The organism is Thiocystis violacea, assembly GCF_016583575.1.
GTDB classification, from domain to species: Bacteria; Pseudomonadota; Gammaproteobacteria; order Chromatiales; family Chromatiaceae; genus Thiocystis; species Thiocystis violacea.
Genome location: NZ_NRRG01000002.1, coordinates 118107 through 136761, shown reverse-complemented (window position 1 = coordinate 136761; position 18655 = coordinate 118107). Strand labels below are relative to the sequence as shown.

At 65.1% G+C, this 18655-nt stretch carries 21 protein-coding genes and 2 tRNA genes; 14 read left to right on the top strand and 9 right to left on the bottom strand.

The features are described 5' to 3' along the window. Window positions 1–68: 68 nt before the first annotated feature. Together CKO27_RS01860 and CKO27_RS01855 are read right to left on the bottom strand one after the other, a co-directional pair. Window positions 69–311 (bottom strand): OadG family protein, encoded by a 243-nt coding sequence (locus CKO27_RS01860; RefSeq protein WP_200373167.1) that lies wholly within the window; start codon window positions 309–311, stop codon window positions 69–71. Window positions 312–711: 400 nt separating this feature from the next. Then, on the bottom strand, window positions 712–1263 hold the full coding sequence (locus tag CKO27_RS01855) for a YaeQ family protein (protein ID WP_200373166.1): 552 nt from the start codon (window positions 1261–1263) through the stop codon (window positions 712–714). A gap of 294 nt (window positions 1264–1557) precedes the next feature. On the opposite strand from CKO27_RS01855, the gene CKO27_RS01850 reads away from it, so the two are divergent. After that, entirely contained in the window at window positions 1558–2514 is a 957-nt protein-coding gene (locus CKO27_RS01850) for an ADP-ribosylglycohydrolase family protein (protein ID WP_200373165.1), read from the top strand. Window positions 2515–2548: 34 nt separating this feature from the next. On the opposite strand, the gene CKO27_RS01845 is transcribed toward CKO27_RS01850, so the two are convergent. From CKO27_RS01845 to CKO27_RS01835, 3 genes are all read right to left on the bottom strand, one after another. After that, the gene (locus CKO27_RS01845; RefSeq protein ID WP_200373164.1) at window positions 2549–3757 is read right to left on the bottom strand and encodes an MFS transporter; all 1209 of its coding nucleotides are present in this window, start codon (window positions 3755–3757) and stop codon (window positions 2549–2551) included. A gap of 165 nt (window positions 3758–3922) precedes the next feature. Beyond that, on the bottom strand, window positions 3923–5008 hold the full coding sequence (locus CKO27_RS01840; RefSeq protein WP_200373163.1) for a TRAP transporter substrate-binding protein: 1086 nt from the start codon (window positions 5006–5008) through the stop codon (window positions 3923–3925). Window positions 5009–5062: 54 nt separating this feature from the next. Next, window positions 5063–5545 (bottom strand): Crp/Fnr family transcriptional regulator, encoded by a 483-nt coding sequence (locus tag CKO27_RS01835; RefSeq protein WP_200373162.1) that lies wholly within the window; start codon window positions 5543–5545, stop codon window positions 5063–5065. A 233-nt stretch (window positions 5546–5778) separates the two neighbouring features. Between CKO27_RS01835 and CKO27_RS01830 the strand changes: the two genes are divergently transcribed. Beyond that, window positions 5779–5955, top strand: a complete 177-nt coding sequence (locus tag CKO27_RS01830) for a hypothetical protein (RefSeq protein WP_200373160.1) — start codon at window positions 5779–5781, stop codon at window positions 5953–5955. A gap of 181 nt (window positions 5956–6136) precedes the next feature. On the opposite strand, the gene CKO27_RS01825 is transcribed toward CKO27_RS01830, so the two are convergent. Next, window positions 6137–6226: transfer RNA gene (locus tag CKO27_RS01825), tRNA-Ser, on the bottom strand. Window positions 6227–6445: 219 nt separating this feature from the next. Between CKO27_RS01825 and CKO27_RS01820 the strand changes: the two genes are divergently transcribed. From CKO27_RS01820 to CKO27_RS01810, 3 genes are all read left to right on the top strand, one after another. After that, on the top strand, window positions 6446–7030 hold the full coding sequence (locus CKO27_RS01820; RefSeq protein ID WP_200373158.1) for a LemA family protein: 585 nt from the start codon (window positions 6446–6448) through the stop codon (window positions 7028–7030). Between the two features lie 9 nt (window positions 7031–7039). Continuing rightward, a complete protein-coding gene (locus CKO27_RS01815; protein ID WP_200373156.1) occupies window positions 7040–9025 on the top strand; it encodes a M48 family metallopeptidase in 1986 nt (661 codons plus the stop codon). A gap of 70 nt (window positions 9026–9095) precedes the next feature. Further along, window positions 9096–9557 (top strand): c-type cytochrome, encoded by a 462-nt coding sequence (locus tag CKO27_RS01810; protein WP_200373154.1) that lies wholly within the window; start codon window positions 9096–9098, stop codon window positions 9555–9557. Window positions 9558–9690: 133 nt separating this feature from the next. Here the strand turns inward: CKO27_RS01810 and CKO27_RS01805 are convergent, their stop codons facing one another. Beyond that, window positions 9691–10392: a cytochrome b/b6 domain-containing protein gene (locus CKO27_RS01805; RefSeq protein WP_338115833.1), complete on the bottom strand. Its 702-nt coding sequence runs from the start codon at window positions 10390–10392 to the stop codon at window positions 9691–9693. 71 nt (window positions 10393–10463) lie between these two features. Between CKO27_RS01805 and queC the strand changes: the two genes are divergently transcribed. From queC to pufA, 5 genes are all read left to right on the top strand, one after another. After that, entirely contained in the window at window positions 10464–11195 is a 732-nt protein-coding gene (gene queC / locus CKO27_RS01800; RefSeq protein ID WP_338115832.1) for a 7-cyano-7-deazaguanine synthase QueC, read from the top strand. Further along, a complete protein-coding gene (locus CKO27_RS01795; RefSeq protein WP_200373150.1) occupies window positions 11192–12286 on the top strand; it encodes a 6-carboxytetrahydropterin synthase in 1095 nt (364 codons plus the stop codon). The genes queC and CKO27_RS01795 overlap by 4 nt, the downstream gene beginning before the upstream one ends. Then, on the top strand, window positions 12283–12927 hold the full coding sequence (gene queE, locus CKO27_RS01790; protein WP_200373148.1) for a 7-carboxy-7-deazaguanine synthase: 645 nt from the start codon (window positions 12283–12285) through the stop codon (window positions 12925–12927). Before CKO27_RS01795 ends, queE begins: the two co-directional genes overlap by 4 nt. A gap of 294 nt (window positions 12928–13221) precedes the next feature. Further along, window positions 13222–13356 (top strand): light-harvesting antenna LH1, beta subunit, encoded by a 135-nt coding sequence (pufB, locus tag CKO27_RS01785; protein WP_200373263.1) that lies wholly within the window; start codon window positions 13222–13224, stop codon window positions 13354–13356. 25 nt (window positions 13357–13381) lie between these two features. Then, complete coding sequence (pufA, locus tag CKO27_RS01780; RefSeq protein ID WP_200373146.1) at window positions 13382–13531, top strand: light-harvesting antenna LH1, alpha subunit; 150 nt, start codon at window positions 13382–13384, stop codon at window positions 13529–13531. A gap of 196 nt (window positions 13532–13727) precedes the next feature. Here the strand turns inward: pufA and CKO27_RS01775 are convergent, their stop codons facing one another. Together CKO27_RS01775 and CKO27_RS01770 are read right to left on the bottom strand one after the other, a co-directional pair. Further along, a complete protein-coding gene (locus tag CKO27_RS01775) occupies window positions 13728–14303 on the bottom strand; it encodes a class I SAM-dependent methyltransferase (RefSeq protein WP_200373144.1) in 576 nt (191 codons plus the stop codon). Between the two features lie 331 nt (window positions 14304–14634). Beyond that, a tRNA-Glu gene (locus tag CKO27_RS01770) sits at window positions 14635–14709 on the bottom strand. Between the two features lie 169 nt (window positions 14710–14878). Here CKO27_RS01770 and pcnB point away from each other — a divergent pair. The 4 genes from pcnB (at window position 14879) to panD (ending at window position 18611) form a co-directional block, all read left to right on the top strand. Then, window positions 14879–16213: a polynucleotide adenylyltransferase PcnB gene (gene pcnB / locus CKO27_RS01765; RefSeq protein WP_200373142.1), complete on the top strand. Its 1335-nt coding sequence runs from the start codon at window positions 14879–14881 to the stop codon at window positions 16211–16213. Between the two features lie 157 nt (window positions 16214–16370). Continuing rightward, window positions 16371–17174, top strand: coding sequence for a 3-methyl-2-oxobutanoate hydroxymethyltransferase (gene panB, locus CKO27_RS01760; RefSeq protein ID WP_200373140.1), 804 nt, complete (start codon window positions 16371–16373; stop codon window positions 17172–17174). Window positions 17175–17191: 17 nt separating this feature from the next. Next, window positions 17192–18046 carry a pantoate--beta-alanine ligase gene (gene panC, locus CKO27_RS01755; RefSeq protein ID WP_200373138.1) on the top strand — a complete coding sequence of 285 codons (855 nt, stop codon included), beginning with the start codon at window positions 17192–17194 and terminating at the stop codon, window positions 18044–18046. Window positions 18047–18230: 184 nt separating this feature from the next. Further along, window positions 18231–18611, top strand: coding sequence for an aspartate 1-decarboxylase (gene panD / locus CKO27_RS01750; protein ID WP_200373137.1), 381 nt, complete (start codon window positions 18231–18233; stop codon window positions 18609–18611). Window positions 18612–18655 lie beyond the last annotated feature (44 nt).

The following is an 18655-nucleotide window of genomic DNA, read 5'->3' as shown; positions in this document are numbered from 1 at the left end:
GGGACGCCTGGACCGGGCCTGGTCAAATGGGATGCTCGGATCCTTGGCGGGCTGTTGGGCGCTCGGCCTCAACGAGGGTGGCGATAACGCGCGATCGCCGCCGAGATGACGGCGATCAGATCTTCCGAATCGCCGCTGCCGATGGATCTGTGGGCCAAGGGAGCCGGCGGCGGTTCGTCTGGCGCGAGGCGCAACGCCACCCTGGACATCAACCGCAGGATGCCGACCAGCAGCAGCAGGAAACCATAGACGATGCCCATGCCGATCACCATCAGCCACAGGCTCTCGAATAACAAGGAGCTGTCGTTCATTCTCTAGTGTTCCACCCTATCGCGCGGCTTGGACGCGCCAGCTTTCCCACGGCATCCCTGATCGGGAGTGATTAGGCTCCGACGGCCTCCTTTCCGAGAGACGCTTACCTTGGTGCCAGCCGCGCGGGCCTCGCGATTCCAATCGGGTCGCGACCAGTTGCCAGCGGATTGACGGTGCCGCGACCAACGGTCTCGTCAGTGATGATCGAGCGACCATCCTCTCGGGGTGCATGGCCCGCACCCGAGACAAGGCAATGGCGCGAGCGTAACCGCGAAGACGTGGATCGGCAAGATTTCGCGACTCCGGGCTTTCTGGTTGGTATTCGCGTCGGTCGTGCGCCAATTCTACGGGTCGACTCGGAGCTCGTGAAAAACCCGCGTGGATGGGCCAAGCCGATCCTCATGGGCCGTCCCGACCCTGACGCAGGGTCGGATTCAACTCCACCGTCCGCTGTCCGTCGCCGATCCAGACCTGGCCGCCGTCGATGGTGCACTGGAGATCCATGGAACGCTCGACCAGTTCGGTCAGGGCCTGGAGTTCGGCGCTGGCCACGTCCAGCACACGGAGGTTGCGCAGACGTCGCAACCCGTCTTCGACCCGCTCCCACCAGAGGTCCGCCGCGCGGCCCGCGTAGGTGATCACGATGACCTCGCGGGCGCGCCCGCTGGCCTGGCGCAGACGTCGCTCGTCCGGCTGACCCACCTCGATCCAGCGTTCGATCTCGCCGGTCAGGCTGTGTTGCCACAGATCCGGTTCCTCGTCGGTGGAGAGCCCCTTGGTGAAGCCGAGCCGAGGGTCGGCATAAAGACAGAAGGCGAGCAGCCGGACCATCATCCGCGCGTCGGTCTCCGAGGGATGACGGGCCAGGGTCAGCGCATGGCTCTCGTAGTAGTGTCGATCCAGATCGCTGATCGTGACTTGAGCCTTGAACAGGGTCGCTTTGAGGGCCATGGGTCTATCCTGAAGTCGGTGGAGTTGCTCGGAAGGCGGGGGCTCATCGAAATCTCCAGATTGAAACCTCCCCCTTCAGGGGGATAATGCCGCACGGGAGAGGCGTAACCTCTTCCGTGGCGTATCGCCCGGCTTGGCCGGGCGTGGATTGAAACGAAGCCTCTCCCCGTAGGGAGATCATGCCGCGCGGGAGAGGCCTAACCGCTTCCGCACGGTTTCTCGTGGCCAAGCCAGGCGCGGATTGAAACATGTTCCGCACGGTTTCTCGTGGCCAAGCCAGGCGCGGATTGAAACATGTCCGAATCCACTCTCACCCGACGCGATCGCTATCGCGGTGCCCTGATCGGCCTGGCCGTGGGCGATGCCCTGGGCACGACGCTCGAATTCACCCGGCCCGGATCCTTCCAGCCCATCGACGACATGGTCGGCGGCGGACCCTTCCGGCTCGCGCCCGGCCAGTGGACCGACGATACCGCCATGGCCCTCTGTCTGGCCGAGAGCCTGATCGAGCGCGCCGGCTTCGACCCCGAGGACCAGATGCGCCGCTATCTGCGCTGGCGCGACGAGGGCTATTGGAGCAGCACCGGGCGCTGTTTCGACATCGGCAACACCATCGCCGCCGCGCTCGCCCGCTTCGAGAGCGGCGCCGATCCCTATGCCGGATCCACGGATCCGCACAGCGCCGGCAATGGCTCGTTGATGCGCTTGGCCCCCGTACCGCTGGCCTTCGCGACGGATCCGGTGGGCGCGGTGCGGTGCGCCGGCGGCATGTCGCGGACCACCCACGGCGCCTCGGAGGCGGTCGACGCCTGTCGGTACATGGCGGGGCTGATGGTGGGCGCGCTGCACGGTCTTGCGAAGGACGAACTGCTCGCCTCCCGGTTCGCCCCGGAGGGTGTCGATTGGGTGGCGCATCCGCTCGGTCATCAGATCGATCTCATCGCCAGGGGCCGCTTCAAGGACCGTCGGCCGCCGGCGATCCGGGGAACCGGCTATGTGGTCCAGTCGCTGGAAGCAGCGCTCTGGGCCTTCTGGACGACCGACAATTTCCGCGACGGGGTGCTGAAGGCGGTCAATCTGGGAGAGGATGCCGACACCACGGGCGCCATCCATGGCCAGCTCGCGGGCGCCTACTATGGTCTGGACGCCATCCCCGAGTCCTGGCGAGCCCGCATCGCACGCGCCGATGAGATCCTGGATCTGGCCGACCGACTGCTGGATCTCTCCGAGCGGGGATCCGCCGGGCTTTAGGCGCCGGTCAGGGGCGCCGATCGCCGCGCGGCATCTAGACCGATCTGGCGCGAGTCAGGTATCGGTGGATCAAGAATCCCATCAGGGCGCCACCCAGCAGCCAGGCGATCGGTGGCGTGGCCAGGATCCAGCTCGTCCACTCCGGCTGCGTGGGCCAGCCGCTCAGGTTGAGGCCGATGCGCAGGAAGGCCGCGCCGGCCAGGACCGCGAAGAGCACGCCGGTCAGGGTCGCGACCCGATCCGGACGCCCGCGCTCGGCGGCCAGCCCGAAGGCGCTCGGCAGGGCGGCGCCCCAACCGAGCCCCGCCAGCGCATAGCCGCCGATCGCCGCGACCAGGCCGGGAAGGCTGGTCAGACCCAGCCCCAGGGCGCCGACGACCGCGCCGATCACGAAGACCCGCGTCGTGCCCCATTGGCGGTTGAAACGTCCGGCGACGAAGGCCAGGAGACTGAAGGCCACCCAGAAGACCGGCAGCAGCCAGGGCAGCCAGGCGGCATCGACCTCGCGCAGATAGCGGGGGCCGGCCTGGATGAAGACCGCGACCTGGATGGCGAGCGCGGCCAGCAGAACCGCCGTCATCAGACCCAGGACCGGCAACCGCCGCGCCGGTGCGTCCTCCTCGACGGCCGGCTTGGCGAGGGCGCCCCGCCGCTCCGCGAGCACTACCCCCGCCGCGACCAGCATCAGGGCCAGGCTCGCGATCAGGAACGGCAGACGCGGATCCTGCCCCTTCAACAGGGTTCCGAGATAGGGCGAGAGGGCCGCCGCCAGCCCCAGGCCGACCAGGGCCAGGCCCGCCAGGCGCGGGACCGCCGGTGTCGCGGCATGGCGCGCGAGCAACCCGAACAGCGGCGAGCGCAGCGCGGCGGAACTCATCACCCAGAGCGCGGTGATGGCGAGAAAGATCTCGGGTCTGGCCCCAAGGCCCGGCAGCCAGGGCAGCAGCAGAAAGGCGAGACAGGACACCGCCGTGACCGCCATCACCAGAGGACCGATCCGTGCGTAGAGCCGAAAGGCGCGATCCGCCATGAAGCCGGCCGTGATATCGAACAGCGCGAACAGCACCTGATCGGCCAGCAGCACCCAGCCGGCCCATTGTTTCGCGATGCCGACGGATTCAAGCAGTCCGGGCAGATAGATGGCGTAAACCGTCCAGGTCAGGAGCAGAAAGAACTGCACCACGCCCAGATAGATCGCTAGTCCGGTCGGGGAGGTCCGCGTGGCGGGATGGTCGGTGGTCATGGGCTTCTCCAGAGTGATTTCCGGGTGCCCTGGCCAGGTCACGTCGAGGCGCGAGCGGATGGCGCCGGGGCTTCCGGGAGATCGAGGCTGGCCTGACCGCGATCAACCCCGGCGCGATACGTTCGCCGGGGTTGGATGGCGACAGGGGCGGAGCTTAGCCCTCGGTCATTTCATCCGGCGCACGGCCTGACCGAAGTTCGAGATGGAGGACTCGGCGATGCCCCACCAGACATCCGAGCCTTTCTGGAACTCGCTCATGGCCTCGTACAGTTTTCTGAAGGTGGGGTTATTGGCCGATTCCTCCCCGTAGACCTGTTGCGCGACCTCATACGCCTTGAGCAGCACGTCGTCCGGGAAGCGGCGCAGCTCCGCCCCGCTCGCGATCAGGCGTTGCAGCGCCGGGGGATTCTTGGCGTCATAGGCGGCGAGCATCTCTAGATGCGCCTCGTTCGCGGCCACCTCGAAGGCGGCCCGGTAGCTCGGCGGAAGCGCCTCCCACTGGTCCTTGTTCACATAGAAGACCAAGTGCGTGCCCGGCTCCCACCAACCTGGGTAGTAGTAATACTTGGCGACCTTGTGGAAGCCGAGCTTCTCGTCGTCATAGGGGACGGTCCACTCGGCCGCGTCGATGGCCCCGCGCTCCAGGGCGGGATAGATCTCGCCACCGGGAAGCGACTGAGGCACGGCGCCCAGACGCGAGAAGATCTCGGCGCCGAATCCGGGGATGCGGATCTTGAGCCCATTGAGATCCGCGAGCGATTTGATCTCCTTGCGGAACCAGCCACCCATCTGGGCGCCCGTGCTCCCACCCAGAAAATTGACGACACCATATTCGGCGAACATCTCACGCAACAGCTCCATGCCGCCGCCGGCCAGGATCCAGGCGGTGAGCTGGCGCGTGTTCAGCCCAAAGGGCAGGGTGGTCTCCAGGGCCAGCGCCTTGTTCTTGCCGTAGTAGTAATAAGAGGCGGTGTGGCCGCACTCCACCGTGTTCTGCTGCACCGCGTCCAGCACACCGAAGGGCGGCACGATCTCGCCGCCGGCGAAGACCCGGATCTCGAAGCGACCGTCGGTCAGCTCCGCGACGCGCTTGGCGAGTGTTTCGCCGCCGCCGTAGATGGTGTCCAGGCTCTTGGGGAAGCTTGAGGCCATGCGCCACTTGATGGCGGGAGTCTCCGCGCGGGCGGGAAGCGAAAGGCCAGCGGCCACGGCGCCGACACCCGCGGATTTAAGGAAATCGCGTCTCTGCATAGGATCCTCCAGGATTCGAGCGGTTGTAATTGAGCGATGCCGCGGCGCCTCGATTCAGTATCGACCGCCCGTTTTCAGCAGGTAATTGCGCATCTCGGCACTCTCCAGATTCATCCGCATCAGGTTGCCGTGGGTGATCCGGAAGAAGGCCCGCATGACCTTGTAGATCAGGCGCGGATGGGTCTCGACCATGGCCTCGAAGTCGGCCGGCTCCAGGGTCAGGACGGTCACATCGCCCTCGGCCCGGAGCGCCGCCCGGCGCCTGGAGCCATCGACGAAGGCGCGGGTGCCCGCGCATTCACCGGCGCGCATCTGATAGACGGTCTCCTCGGCCCCCCCGACCGACTTGCAGACGCACAGCCGTCCCTCGGCCAGCACGAACAGCGTGCGCCGGTCCTCGTCCTCCGTGACCAGCGTCTCGCCGATCTTGAGGGTCAGAACCCCCATGTGTTCCGCCAGCGCCAGGCATTCGCCCTCATCCAGCTCGCCGCCCAATATCGACTGGGCCAAGGCTTCCGATTTGTTGATGTCGTTCATCGGCTCGACTCCTGGTTGTCACAAAGCCCAAGGCGGGGAACGCCGGGGCTCATCGTCCGAGAGAAATCTCCGTGCGCGTCGGGCGTCAGTTTACCGTGAAACGCCGGTTTTGACGCCCAGGTCCGCGTTACCGCCCCAGTCGAGGATCAAGAGTGCCCGCGACGCGACGAAAAGGCTTGTACACTCAGGTTCTCGAATTGAAGCCCATCAGGCCGACATCCAGGAGATGACCCATGCCCGACACCATCCAGCCTTCGCCCATCCAGCAGGCCAGGAAGCGCATGGCGGAAGCCAGGCGACAGGAAGCCGCCACTCTGGCCAAGCTACGCTCGGAGATGGAAGCGACCCAGATCAAGGGCGATCAAGCCAAACGGATCGCCGCGACGCTGATGGAGATGATGAAACGCTAGCGGCATGCCTCCACGCCGAGACCCGCCCGCGTGGCGGGTTTTTCGTGGGTCACTACGGGGAGTACCGCGGCCTCATCGGGAGTCCGGATCCGAGTGTTGGATGGATCGAAAGGGCGGACGCAGTTACAGGTACATTCCTGTAACGATACGTGAGGGGAAGGCTAGGCTTAAGTAATTGATTTGGCGGAGAGGGTGGGATTCGAACCCACGGTAGACTTACGCCTACTCTTGATTTCGAGTCAAGCCCGTTCGGCCACTCCGGCACCTCTCCGAGCGCTGTCGGTGGCTTGGAGCCGGGCCAACAGCAAGCATGACAATATAATCCCGGTCGCGGTTTCTGTCCACGCTGGATTCGTGCCGTTCGGGTAGGCACGGTCGCTCGGGGGCTTGTCGGGCGGGTGGCTGTTTTCGCTGGCACCTTGAATCGGTTTAGACTTGGCGTCCTTCAGGGGCCTGTCGCGCGTTTCCGAATCCACAGGGGGAGAGTGTCATGGGATGGGTGTTTCTCGGGGTTGTCGTGCTGCTGGCGATCGTGGCCATCGTTATCTACAACCGCTTGGTTGGCGGGCGTAACGCCTACAGGAATGCCTTCGCGCAGATCGATGTGCAGTTGACGCGGCGTTATGACCTGATCCCAAACCTGGTCAAGGTCGCCGAGCGTTACATGCAACACGAGCGGGAGACGCTGGAGGCGGTCGTCCAGGCGCGCAATCAGGCGGTGAGCAGCTTGCAACAGGTGGCGGCAGATCCGACCGACGCCGATGCCATGCGTCGGCTCTCGGCCTCCGATCAAGGGCTGTCGGGGGCCTTGGGTCGACTGTTCGCGCTTTCGGAGGCCTATCCCGATCTCAAGGCGAATCAGAACATGATGCAGCTCTCGGAGGAGTTGGTCAGTACCGAGAATCGCGTGGCCTTCGCGCGTCAGGCGTTCAACGACGCGGTCATGGCCTACAACAATCTGCGCGAGATGTTTCCCGGCAGCCTGATCGCCAACAGCTTCAATTTCCAGCCGGCTCAACTACTGGAGATCGAGGCTCCGGAGAAGCGCGAGGCGGTCCAGATCGCTTTCCAATAGGCCGGCGTGATGAATTTCTTCGAGCATCAAGCCCGCGCCCGGCGTCGGACCTGGGGCCTGCTGGCGCTGTTCGCGCTGGCGCTGGTCTGCATCGTGGCGCTCGTCGATCTGGTGGCGCTGCTGTTCTTCGGCTCCGATCAGAACCTGTCGGGACCGGATGTCTACCTGAGCGATATCGGGCCGGGGCTGTTCGCGCGTCATATCGAGCCGAACCTGGCGCTGCTGTTCTGGGTCTCGGTGGCGACGCTGGGGGCGATCACCCTGGCGAGTCAGTGGCGTATCCTGACCCTGCGTGGTGGTGGCGGCACGGTGGCGCGTGGGCTCGGCGGTACGCTGGTGACCCCGGATACCACGGATCCGTTGCGTCGACGGCTGCGCCATGTGGTGGAGGAAATGGCGATCGCCTCGGGCGTGCCGGTGCCGGAGATCTACCTGCTTGAGCAGGAGGCCGGGATCAATGCCTTCGCGGCCGGTTACACGCCCGCCGACGCGGCGGTCGCGGTGACCCAGGGCGCGCTGGAGACCCTGAGCCGGGCCGAGCTGCAAGGCGTCATCGCCCATGAGTTCGGGCATATCCTCAATGGCGACATGCGGCTGAACATTCGGCTGATGGGGGTTCTGTTCGGCATCCTGGTGCTGGCGTTGCTGGGGCGTTTCCTGCTGAGTTCGGCTCGGCTGTCGGCGCGCCGCGATGGGCGGGGTGTCCTGGCGATCGGCCTGGCGCTGGTCGCGGTCGGTTATGTCGGACTTTTCTTCGGTCGCCTGATTCAGGCGTCGGTCTCGCGTCAACGCGAATTCCTGGCCGATGCCTCGGCGGTGCGCTTTACCCGCGAGCCATCCGGGATCGCCGGGGCGCTGAAGAAAATCGGCGCCGCGGGCTCCGGATCCGTCTTGACCGCGGATACCGAGGAGGTGGCCCATATGCTCTTCGCCAAGGGGCTGGCCAGGCCGCTGTTCGCGACCCATCCGCCCCTGGTCGAGCGTATTCGGGCGATCGAGCCGGGTTTCGATCCGCGCGAGCTGACGGAGATCGCGTCGCGGATGCGGCGCCATTCGCAGGCGCTCGATGCGGAGACGGAGACTGAGGCTCCGGCCCCTGCCGCGGTACGCGAGGCAGCACCTGGAATCGGCGGCCTGCCGCTGACTCCGGAGCGGGTCCTGGAGATGGGCGCACCGGGGCTCGGTCAGGTGATGAACGCCGGACTCCTGGCGGCGGCGATCCCCAGGACGCTGGAGCGTGCGGCGCATACGCCCGAATGGGCGCCGGAGGTGATCTGCTATCTGCTGATGAGCGAGGATCCGGAGATTCGCGAGCGTCAGCTTGCGATGGTGGCCGAGGCGCTGGGTCTGGAGGCGGAACGACAGGTGGATCTGCTGCGGCGCGACACGCCCATCCTGGAGCCGGCACTGCGGATACCGCTTCTTGAGATCTGCTTTCCGGCGCTGCGTCGACGCCCCGAACAGGAACTCGCGGCCCTCTCGGATCTGGTCGAGCGACTGATCCACGCGGACGATCGGGTCGATCTGTTCGAGTACGTCCTGGCGAAATTACTGGCGCGATACCTCGCGGATAGGGCGAGTCCCGCGACCGCCCGGATCGCGGGTCGTGGTCAGCTCGCGGATGCCACACCGGAGGTCGTCGAGTTGCTGAGCCTCCTCGCCCATCATGGTCATGAGGCGCGGGAGGCCGCCCACGCGGCCTTGCTGGCCGGAATAAAACGTCTCGGCGCGAAACCAGAAGCCCTTGATGCCATCAAAGAGGGCTGGCTCGAGTCGGAATGGCTCGGCCAGGGCTGGTCCCGGCGGCTGGACAGGGCGCTTGCCCGGCTCGACCAGCTTCGTCTGGAAGACAAGCAACGTCTGCTCGGTGCCATGGCGGCGACCGTCATCGCGGATGGACGGGTCGTCGTGGCTGAGTTGGAACTATTGCGGGCCATCTGCGCGACCCTGCGGATGCCCTTGCCGGTGTTCACGCCGGCCGTCGATCAAGCCTAGCTTGGGTCGTCTCGCGGATGATCGCGGGAAGGACGCTTACTTCTGATCCCTAACGAAATGGAGATAGTCAATGAAACGCATGCTAGCCAGCACCGCCGTCGCTCTCGTCGCCGTGGCCCTTGCCAGTCCCGCATCCGCCGATCTCAAGCCGGAAGAGCAGATTGAAATCCGTCAGGCCGGTTACGAGTTCATGGGCTGGAACATGGGCAAGATCAAGGCGAGTCTGGAAGGCGACTACAACGCCGATCAGGTCTCGGCCGCCGCCAACGCGATCGCGGGTATCGCCAACTCCGGCATGGGCGCCCTCTTCGGGCCGGGCACCGACAAGGATATCGGTGAGGTGAAGACTCGGGTGAAGCCGGAACTCTTCCAGAACATGGAAGACGTCGGCCAGATTGCCCGCGATTTCGTCGACGCGGCCAATACCCTGGCGGAAGTCGCCGCGGATGGGGATGCCGACAAGACCAAGGCCGCCTTCGGTGACCTGGGTAACGCCTGCAAGGCGTGTCACAAGAAGTATCGGGCCGACTGATCGATTGTCCGCTCGCCACCGATGACCGAGGCCGCCCTCTGGGCGGCCTCTTGGTTTTTACGACCTGGATGGTCGGGTCGGGGGGATCCGGCCGCTCGCCGCTGGACCGGCGAATTCGCGACTGGCGACGTCCCTACCAGTTCGGCACGCTTCCGGGTGGCGGCGGGGCTGGAGGAGGCGGAAGCAGGCCCCCGGCGGCGATCCAGACCAGGACGGCCGCGATGGCGAGCGCCATGAGGAAGGCCAGCGGACCGCCTCCGGTGGCTGAAATCGCCGTCGAATCCTTGACCGAGGCGTATCCGTTGAGCATGGGGCGGATCAGATCGTTCTTGTGGAACCAGGTGTGGAACAGCGTGGCGCCGAGATGCAGGCTGACGAGCCCGCCAATGAGCCAGATCGCCTGGCGATGCAGACCGCTGAGCCAGTCGCTCGTGTCGGTTGGAACCAGCGCCTGCAGTGGCCCCTTGAAGGCGATGTCGTCGGTGGCGAACAGGCCGCTCAGGCTTTGGAACAATAAGAGGCCGAGCAGGACCAAGACCGAGAGGGCTCCCAGTGGGTTGTGGCCGACACCCTGCCAATGACCACGCAAGTAAGCGAGAATGGTCCCAGGTCCACGCACGAATTTGGCGAAGCGGGCGTAGGTCGAGCCGATGAAGCCCCAGGCGAGCCGAAAGGCCAGCAGGCCGAGGATTGCGAGTCCGATACGACCATGCCAGACCATCCAGTTGCCGCCGGACAGGCCGGTCGCGAAGGCCAGCGCCACGAGCGCGACCAGGAGCCAGTGGAAGAGGCGGGTCGGCAGATCCCAAAGTTTGATGCGGTTTTCTTCCATCATCCGATACCAGAGGTTGGTTGTTACAACATGCCAAGAGTGTCACCCAAAGCGTCCGTCGACGCCAAGCCGGCGTGTCACGGTCGCGCCTCCGGCGAGCTGTCTCCATGAAACGGGCCGTGGTCCTGTTGAGCGGTGGGCTGGACTCGACGACGACCCTGGCGATCGCCAAGTCCGAGGGGTTCGTCCCCTATGCGCTCTCCTTTCGCTATGGTCAGCGCCATGCGATCGAACTCGACGCGGCGGAGCGGATCGCCGCGTCCATGGGGGTCGCGGAGCACGTCATCGCCGAAATCGATCTGCGCCGTTTCGGCGGATCCGCCCTGACCGCCGATCTGGAGGTGCCCAAGGGGCGGGATCCGGGGGCGATGGGCGAGGGCATCCCGGTCACCTATGTGCCGGCCAGGAATACGGTATTCCTGTCCTTCGCCCTGGCCTGGGCCGAGGTGCTGGACGCGGGCGATCTTTTCATCGGGGTCAATGCCCTGGATTATTCCGGCTATCCGGATTGTCGCCCCGAGTACATCGCGGCCTATGAGCGCCTGGCGAATCTGGCCACGGCGGCCGGGGTCGAGGGGCGTCAGGTCTATCGAGTCCATACCCCTTTGATCCAGATGACCAAGGCCGAGATCATCCGCGCGGGCGTCGCGCTCGGGATCGATTATGCCCTGACCAGCAGTTGCTACGATCCTGGCCCCGAGGGTCGGCCCTGCGGGCGTTGCGACTCCTGTCTGTTGCGGGCCAAGGGCTTCACCGAGGCGGGGCTGGTCGATCCGCAGCTCGGTCGGTTCGAGGCTGGCTCATGAGCGAGCGTTTGTTTCATGTCGCCGCCGCGCCCTTCGAGGCCGCGCGTCGGGTGGCCATTCTGCCGGAGGGACACCCCAGTCGGCGCCGGCATGGCCATGGCTTCCTGGCGCGTGTCCGGGCCGAGCTGCCGACGGATTGGGCGTCCTTTCCGGGCGCCGAGACCGACGACCTGGGCGAGGCGCTGACGGGCTGCGTCGGCGCGCTCGACTATCGCGATCTCAATGACTTCCTCGCGGTTCCGACCGACGAGAATCTGGCCCGCTGGGTGCGCGAGCGACTCGCCGTACCCGGCATCCAATCCATTGGCATTCAGAGCACACGGGATCAGGGCGCGGATCTGGACCGCTTGGAGCATATTCACGTCTGGCGCCGTTTCCGCTTCGAGTCCGCCCATCGACTGCCGAACGTTCCGGAGGGGCACCCCTGCGGGCGGATGCACGGCCATGGCTTCGAGGTCATCCTGCACGCCGACCAGGATCTGGCCGGGCGCGACATGGGTGTCGATTTCGATCGGCTCGCCGCCCTTTGGGAGCCGCTGCGCGCGCAACTGCATCTGGTCTGTCTCAACGACATCGAGGGGTTGGAAAATCCGACCAGCGAGCGGCTGGCGAGCTGGATCTGGCGGCGGCTCAAGTCGGAATTCCCCGCGCTGTCCTGGGTCAGCGTCTACGAGACCGCGACCGCGGGCTGTCACTTCGATGGCGCCCATTACCGCATCTGGAAGGAACAGCGTTTCGAGAGTGCGTTAAGGCTGGTCAGGGCGCCGGAGGGCGACGCGCGGCGGCGCTTGCATGGCCACAGCTATTGGCTGCGACTGCATCTCACCGCGCCGCTGGACGCCGTGCTCGGGTGGACCATCGACTACGGCGACGTCAAGCGGCTGTTCAAACCCGTCTACGAGCGTCTCGATCACCATCGGCTCGACGTGCTGCCAGATCTGGCGGCGGCTGATCCAGGGAGTCTGACGCGCTGGATTCGCGCGGCGGTGGTGGGCGATCTGCCCGAGCTGGATCGCATCGATCTTCACGTCACCCCTGGGTGCGGGGCCTCGCTCTGCTGGGGCGAACTGGGTCCGGCCTTGCCGACATGAGCTATCTGGTCAAGGAGATCTTCCTCACTCTTCAGGGCGAGGGCGCCCAGTCCGGTCGCCCGGCGGTCTTCTGCCGTTTCGCCGGCTGCAACCTCTGGTCGGGCCGGGAGGCGGATCGCGACCGGGCCATCTGTCGCTTCTGCGATACCGACTTCCGGGGCACGGACGGGGAGGGTGGCGGTCGCTATCGGGGCGCCGAGGAACTGGCCGAGCGGATTCTGGCGCTGTGGCCGAGTGGGTCGGCGGGGGGCGTCAAGCCCTACGTCGTCTGCACGGGCGGCGAGCCTCTGTTGCAGCTCGATGCCCCGCTGATCGAGGCCCTGCATCGGCGTGGCGGCGAGGTGGCCGTCGAGACCAACGGAACCCGCGAGGCGCCGCCGGGGCTCGACTGGATCTGCGTGAGCCCCAAGGCCGGCGCGCCGCTTCGGTTGATGGCCGGCGATGAGCTCAAGCTGGTCTACCCTCAGCCCGAGATCGACCCCGAGACATGCGCGCGGCTGCTCGATTTCAGGCATTTCTTCCTCCAGCCGATGGATGGCCCGAGGCTCGTCGCCAATACCCGGCTGGCCATCGCCTACTGCAAGGCCCATCCGCGCTGGCGCCTGGGTCTGCAAATGCACAAGTGGCTGGATATCCCCTGAGGCAGGCGTGGCTCCGATTCGTACTTTCTCGGTTTCTTTTGTAAATCGGGCTTGACAACTGGCAGTGTCAAGTTAAGATGACAACACCGCTCAGCGGAATCCCCTGAACCCGTGACATCTGGTCAGGCGAGGCATTGTCGTTGGAAGTGAACGTTTTCGCGCCGTTACCCGCGCGTCACGACTACGACATCGTTTCATTTCCTTCGGAGTCCTTACTCAGTGGCTGAACAAAAAACCCCGACCGCCCAAGTCAAGGGTGGCGGAATCGCCAAACCCGCAATGGAGACCAAGCCAATGGCAAGTCTTTCCGGTCTTACCGATCAGCAAGCCAAAGAATTCCACGAGCAGTTCAAAGTGACCTACACCGCATTCGTCGGCTTGGCCGCGCTTGCTCACTTGTTCGTCATCGCTGCGAAACCCTGGTTCTAAGTCGAGTCACACGAGGCCAAATAAGATGAGCAAACCAAGCAATCCCGCTGACGACTGGAAGATCTGGCTGGTCGTGAATCCCGCTACCTGGTTGATGCCGATTTTTTACGCGCTGCTGCTTCTGGCGATCGCCGTGCATGCCGTCGTTTTCTCGGTCGGTCTGGGCTGGCAGTAAGCACCACGCCACCGACCGCTTTCGAGGCCAGCGGACCTTGGTTTGTCCAGCCGCTCCGGGCTTGAACTCAAGCCGCCTAGAAAGTTTGGTTTAGGGTGTTGGTTAAAAAACGGCGTTGGTAGCCTAGGCTACCAACGCCGTTTTTGTTCGTGTCTCGTTTCGTTCGCGTGGGCTCCCGCTCTCGCGGCTCCATATCTCAGCCTTCGCCGCCGATCACGAGAAGGTATCCATCCGATTTCGCCCGGCCGCTGGTTTGCCAGGGGGTGAGCGTGGCCGCGAACTGGTGCTCGCAGTAGTCCGCGAGTCGAAGAAAGGTCGACCGCCCCGGATCGGCCAGAATGATCCGACCGACATCCTGGGACAGGGCGCGCTGGACGAGTCGGCGAAGCTGGGTGCCGAGTTCCGGCCAGAAGCAGATGTCCGCGCCGATCAGGACATCATGCTCGCGCAGACGTCGGTCGGGGATGCGCTCGAAATCCATCTGTTCCGTCCGTACCTGGACCTTGTTCAGTCGAGCGTGTGTGTCCACGTAGGGAAATACCTGCCGGTCCGCGTCGGTCAGAAGTACCTTGACCGGGAAGTGCTTGGCGCAAAAGATGCCTAGCAGTCCCCAGTCGCAACCGATCTCCATGACGCGCTGTCCGTCTTCCATGGGGTGCGTTTCCAGATATTCCATGATCATGAAGCTGGACGGCCAGACGTGCGTTCCGTGAATGCCCGGCTTGACTCCGGTCTTGTTCAGCGACCGGATGTCGGGGTGCCGGGTCTTCATGATCTGGATTCCGTGCGTGCATCGCACATGCGGTAGCGACATCGGCGGTTCGTCCCTTGTGTAAAGGCGCGGATAGGGGCGTTCTGGCCGAATGCGTTCGCTGGCGAGCCGTCTTGGCGGGCGCGCGAATCGAGTTCCGGATGTCCGGCCGGAGGACGTGCTCCGGCATCAAGGATTCGGAAGCGCGCGGGTTTGGCGTTAAGAGTGGAGGCTGGCGCGGGCGGGACCGGCGTCGTCTTCGATCCGTTGGGTCGTGCGGTCAGCGCCGAGGTTCAAGGCGAGCGGACAACAAAAAGGCGCTTCCTCCTGGGGTGGAAGCGCCTGCTGTGATTGGCGCTCTCTAGGGGGTTCGAACCCCTGTTACCGGCGTGAGAGGCCAGCGTCCTAACCACTAGACGAAGAGAGCGGTAAAGCATCCAAGAATCGCGTATTATACGCATGTCGCTGTATTAGACAAGCGGCTGTTACTGGCTAATTACCTTGAAGTCATGCTCGGTCGGGGAGGGTCCACGGACTCGGTTTCCGCTCTCGGCGAACGTGGCCCTCAGCTTGAAGGAATCCACTCGAACAAGGTCATGCAGGAATCCGACCCTCATTTCGACTCGACGCTCGCCATCCGTCCAGTGGTGGTACCACGTCCCGAGCATAATATCTCCCGCGCCAATATCAGCGAGAACGCGCTCAAGGTGCTTTACCGCCTGAGGCAGGAGAATTTCCAGGCCCATCTGGTCGGCGGAGGCGTGCGCGATCTGCTCCTGGGTCACGAACCCAAGGATTTCGATGTCGCGACCGATGCCACGCCGGAGCAGGTGCGCCAGGTGTTTCGCAACTGCCGACTCATCGGCCGACGGTTCCGGCTGGCGCATGTCCATTTCGGGCGCGACATCATCGAGGTCGCGACCTTCCGCGGCAGCGGGGTGGATGACGACACCACGACGGATCGGCAAGTCGAGAACGGCATGATCGTGCGCGACAACAGCTACGGCACGATCGCGGAAGATGCGCTGCGGCGGGATTTCACCATCAATGCGCTCTATTACGACATCGCGGATTTCTCGCTGGTCGACTACGCCGGTGGTCTGACCGACCTGCGTCTCGGCCAGATGCGCCTGATCGGCGAGCCCGAGCAACGCTATCGGGAGGATCCGGTGCGGATGCTGCGGGCGGTGCGCTTCGCCTGCAAGCTCGGCTTCACGATCGAGCCGGCGACGGAGCGCCCACTCTTCGATCTCGGGCATCTGTTGGGCGATATCCCGGCGGCGCGACTGTTCGATGAGCTGATCAAGCTCTTCCACTCCGGCTATGGACTCGGGGTCTTTGAAAAGCTCCGTCACTACGGGTTGTTCGGTCATCTCTTCCCGGCGACCGAGGACGCCCTGGCGCGCGAGGATCACGACTTCCCCATTACCTTCGTCAGTCGTGGTCTGTCCAACACGGACAAGCGTCTGCTGGAAGACAAGCCGGTCACGCCGGCCTTTCTCTTCGGGGTTCTGCTTTGGGAGCCGGTGCGTCTGCGCTTCGAGGCCCTAGTCGCGGAGGGGATGGGGGCGAACGAGGCGATTCTCCTGGCCTCGTCCGAGGTGTGCTCCCGGCAACAGCCGCTGGTCGCCATTCCGAAACGGTTCTCGCTGCCGATGCGCGAGATCTGGGCCTTGCAACCGCGCCTGGAACAGCGCGACGGCAAGCGGCCCTATCGCCTCATCACCCATCCGCGTTTCCGCGCGGCCTATGACTTTCTGCTGCTGCGGGCCGAGTCCGGTGAGTCGGATCCCGAACTGGCGGCCTGGTGGACGCGCTTTCAGGACGCGAGCAGTCAGGAGCGCGCGAGCATGACGGATGCCGCGCGTGGTCGCCGACGTCCGCGCCGCCGCCGCAAGCCCAGTGGTTCGGCCAACGAGGTCGTGGGGTGATGGCGGGCGATCGCTGAGAACTCTCATGGCCGCCGGTGATCCAATCCCTGGCGAGTCGCGTCGAAAAGGATCGCCGCGCCCCGTCCGGACCAATCCGCTAGCGCCCGCGCGGGCCGACCGCTATTCTCCCGCCAACTTGATTCATTCGGAGCCGACGATGTCCGTTGCGCCCATGTCCGTCGCCACGCTCGCCGCCATGAAGTCGCGCGGCGAGCGGATCGTTAGCCTCACCTGTTACGACGCCAGCTTCGCGCGCCTGCTGGATTCGGCCGGGGTCGATCTCATGCTGGTCGGAGATTCCCTGGGAATGGTCCTGCAGGGCCATGCCACCACGGTACCCGTGACCGTCGCGCAGATGGTCTATCATACCGCCGCCGTCGCGCGGGGCCGTGAGCGGGCGCTCCTGGTGGCGGATCTGCCCTTTCTCGCCTGCGCCACGCCGGAGCGCGCGCTCGAGAACGCGGCTCGTCTCATGCAGGAGGGCGGTGCCCAGGTCGTCAAGCTGGAGGGCGGGGCGCCGATGCTGGAAACCGTGCGCCGGTTGTCGGAACAGGGCGTGCCCGTGTGCGCGCATTTGGGACTCCTGCCACAGTCGGTCAACCGGATTGGGGGGTATCGTTTCCAGGGCCGGGATCATGCTTCGGCCGAGGCGATTCGGCACGATGCCCTGGCGATGCAGGACGCTGGTGCCAGTCTGCTGGTGCTGGAGTGCGTGCCGGCGGCCCTGGCGACCGAGATCGGCCGCACCCTGAGCATTCCGGTGATCGGGATCGGCGCCGGGGCTGGCTGCGATGGTCAGGTTTTGGTGCTCTATGACATGCTTGGTCTCAACCCTGGCCGTCCGCCGAGTTTCAGTCGCGATTTCCTCCGTGGGCGTGGCTCGATCGCCGAGGCGGTGTCGGCCTATGTCGAGGCGGTTCGCGCCGGGACCTTTCCCGCAGCCGACGAGACGCCCCATTGAGTGAACCGGACGGTCCGATGGATAGAATCGAGCGGGTGCGGGATCTGCGTGAGCGCGTCGGCGCCTGGCGCTCGGCTGGCGAGCGGGTGGCCCTGGTGCCGACCATGGGCAATCTCCACGCCGGACACCTGAGACTGGTGCGCGAGGCGCGGGCGCGGGCCGAGCGCGTGGTCGCCACGGTCTTCGTGAATCCTCTGCAATTCGGTCCGGGCGAGGATCTGGACGCCTATCCGCGAACCCTCGCGGAGGACCAGCGCCAACTCGCCGGGGAGGGCTGCGATCTGCTGTTCGCGCCCAGGACCAGCGAGGTCTATCCGCGCGGCCAGGAGATCCAGACGCGTGTCGAGGTTCCCGGTCTTTCGGACATCCTCTGCGGCGCCACCCGGCCCGGGCACTTCGCCGGTGTCGCCACCGTGGTCTGCAAGCTGCTCAACATGGCCCAGCCGGATGTCGCCCTCTTCGGTGAGAAGGATTTCCAGCAACTCCTGGTGATCCGGCGTCTGGTCGAGGATCTGGACATGCCGGTCGAGATCGTCGGGGTGGCGACGGTGCGTGAAGCCGACGGACTGGCGATGAGTTCACGCAATGGCTATCTGGACGCCGGGGAGCGGCTCCGCGCGCCCGCGCTCTATCAGGCGCTGCGACAGGCCGGCGAGTCCTTGCGGCAGGGCGAGTCGATCGAAAGGGTCGAGCGGGCGGCCACGGAGGCTATCCTGGAGAGCGGGTTGCGGCCCGATTATCTGAGCGTTCGTGTCGCCTCGGACCTGAGCCCGGCCCATTCGGGCGATGCCGATCTGGTCATCCTGGGAGCGGCCTATCTCGGCCGGGCGCGCCTGATCGATAATCTGCGCCTGACCCTGGATTCCGGCTGAATCCGGCGTCCTTGGCCCTAGTCGACCCGGCAGGCCCGAGGACGGGATGGCGCTTTTGAAGACGCCATGATCGTCGGATGCTGCATTGCAGCAAAGGGTGCGGTAGACTTGGCGTCAACTGAATTACAATAGTCTTCATCGAATGGGAAGACCTGGCCCGACGGCCATAGAGAGGATCGAGTCAATGCATTTAACCTTGCTGAAGTGCAAGTTGCATCGCGCTTGCGTGACGCATTCCGAAGTGGACTACGAGGGTTCCTGCGCGATCGACGAGGAACTGCTGGTGCTGGCTGGCATCCGCGAATACGAGCAGATCCAGATTTACAACGTGACCAATGGGGAGCGTTTCACGACCTATGCGATTCGCGCCGAGGCCGGCTCGCGGGTGATTTCGGTGAATGGCGCGGCGGCGCACAAGGCCGCCCCTGGGGACAGGGTGATCATCTGCGCCTACGCGGGCTTGACCGAGGCCGAGGCCGAGTGTTTCAAGCCCAGCCTCGTTTATCTCAACGAGCAGAACCGCGTGATCCGTACCTGCGACGCCATTCCCGCCCAAGCCGCCTGATTCGATTCCTCCGCCAGCCACCCCGGTCACTCGCTCCTGCCTCG

Coding starts and splice junctions, on each gene's coding strand:
- CKO27_RS01860 (WP_200373167.1), bottom strand. CDS start 311: ATGAACGACAGCTCCTTGTTATTCGAGAGCCTGTGGCTGATGGTGATC.
- CKO27_RS01855 (WP_200373166.1), bottom strand. CDS start 1,263: ATGGCCCTCAAAGCGACCCTGTTCAAGGCTCAAGTCACGATCAGCGAT.
- CKO27_RS01850 (WP_200373165.1), top strand. CDS start 1,558: ATGTCCGAATCCACTCTCACCCGACGCGATCGCTATCGCGGTGCCCTG.
- CKO27_RS01845 (WP_200373164.1), bottom strand. CDS start 3,757: ATGACCACCGACCATCCCGCCACGCGGACCTCCCCGACCGGACTAGCG.
- CKO27_RS01840 (WP_200373163.1), bottom strand. CDS start 5,008: ATGCAGAGACGCGATTTCCTTAAATCCGCGGGTGTCGGCGCCGTGGCC.
- CKO27_RS01835 (WP_200373162.1), bottom strand. CDS start 5,545: ATGAACGACATCAACAAATCGGAAGCCTTGGCCCAGTCGATATTGGGC.
- CKO27_RS01830 (WP_200373160.1), top strand. CDS start 5,779: ATGCCCGACACCATCCAGCCTTCGCCCATCCAGCAGGCCAGGAAGCGC.
- CKO27_RS01820 (WP_200373158.1), top strand. CDS start 6,446: ATGGGATGGGTGTTTCTCGGGGTTGTCGTGCTGCTGGCGATCGTGGCC.
- CKO27_RS01815 (WP_200373156.1), top strand. CDS start 7,040: ATGAATTTCTTCGAGCATCAAGCCCGCGCCCGGCGTCGGACCTGGGGC.
- CKO27_RS01810 (WP_200373154.1), top strand. CDS start 9,096: ATGAAACGCATGCTAGCCAGCACCGCCGTCGCTCTCGTCGCCGTGGCC.
- CKO27_RS01805 (WP_338115833.1), bottom strand. CDS start 10,392: ATGATGGAAGAAAACCGCATCAAACTTTGGGATCTGCCGACCCGCCTC.
- CKO27_RS01795 (WP_200373150.1), top strand. CDS start 11,192: ATGAGCGAGCGTTTGTTTCATGTCGCCGCCGCGCCCTTCGAGGCCGCG.
- queE (WP_200373148.1), top strand. CDS start 12,283: ATGAGCTATCTGGTCAAGGAGATCTTCCTCACTCTTCAGGGCGAGGGC.
- pufB (WP_200373263.1), top strand. CDS start 13,222: ATGGCAAGTCTTTCCGGTCTTACCGATCAGCAAGCCAAAGAATTCCAC.
- pufA (WP_200373146.1), top strand. CDS start 13,382: ATGAGCAAACCAAGCAATCCCGCTGACGACTGGAAGATCTGGCTGGTC.
- CKO27_RS01775 (WP_200373144.1), bottom strand. CDS start 14,303: ATGAAGACCCGGCACCCCGACATCCGGTCGCTGAACAAGACCGGAGTC.
- pcnB (WP_200373142.1), top strand. CDS start 14,879: ATGCAGGAATCCGACCCTCATTTCGACTCGACGCTCGCCATCCGTCCA.
- panB (WP_200373140.1), top strand. CDS start 16,371: ATGTCCGTTGCGCCCATGTCCGTCGCCACGCTCGCCGCCATGAAGTCG.
- panC (WP_200373138.1), top strand. CDS start 17,192: ATGGATAGAATCGAGCGGGTGCGGGATCTGCGTGAGCGCGTCGGCGCC.
- panD (WP_200373137.1), top strand. CDS start 18,231: ATGCATTTAACCTTGCTGAAGTGCAAGTTGCATCGCGCTTGCGTGACG.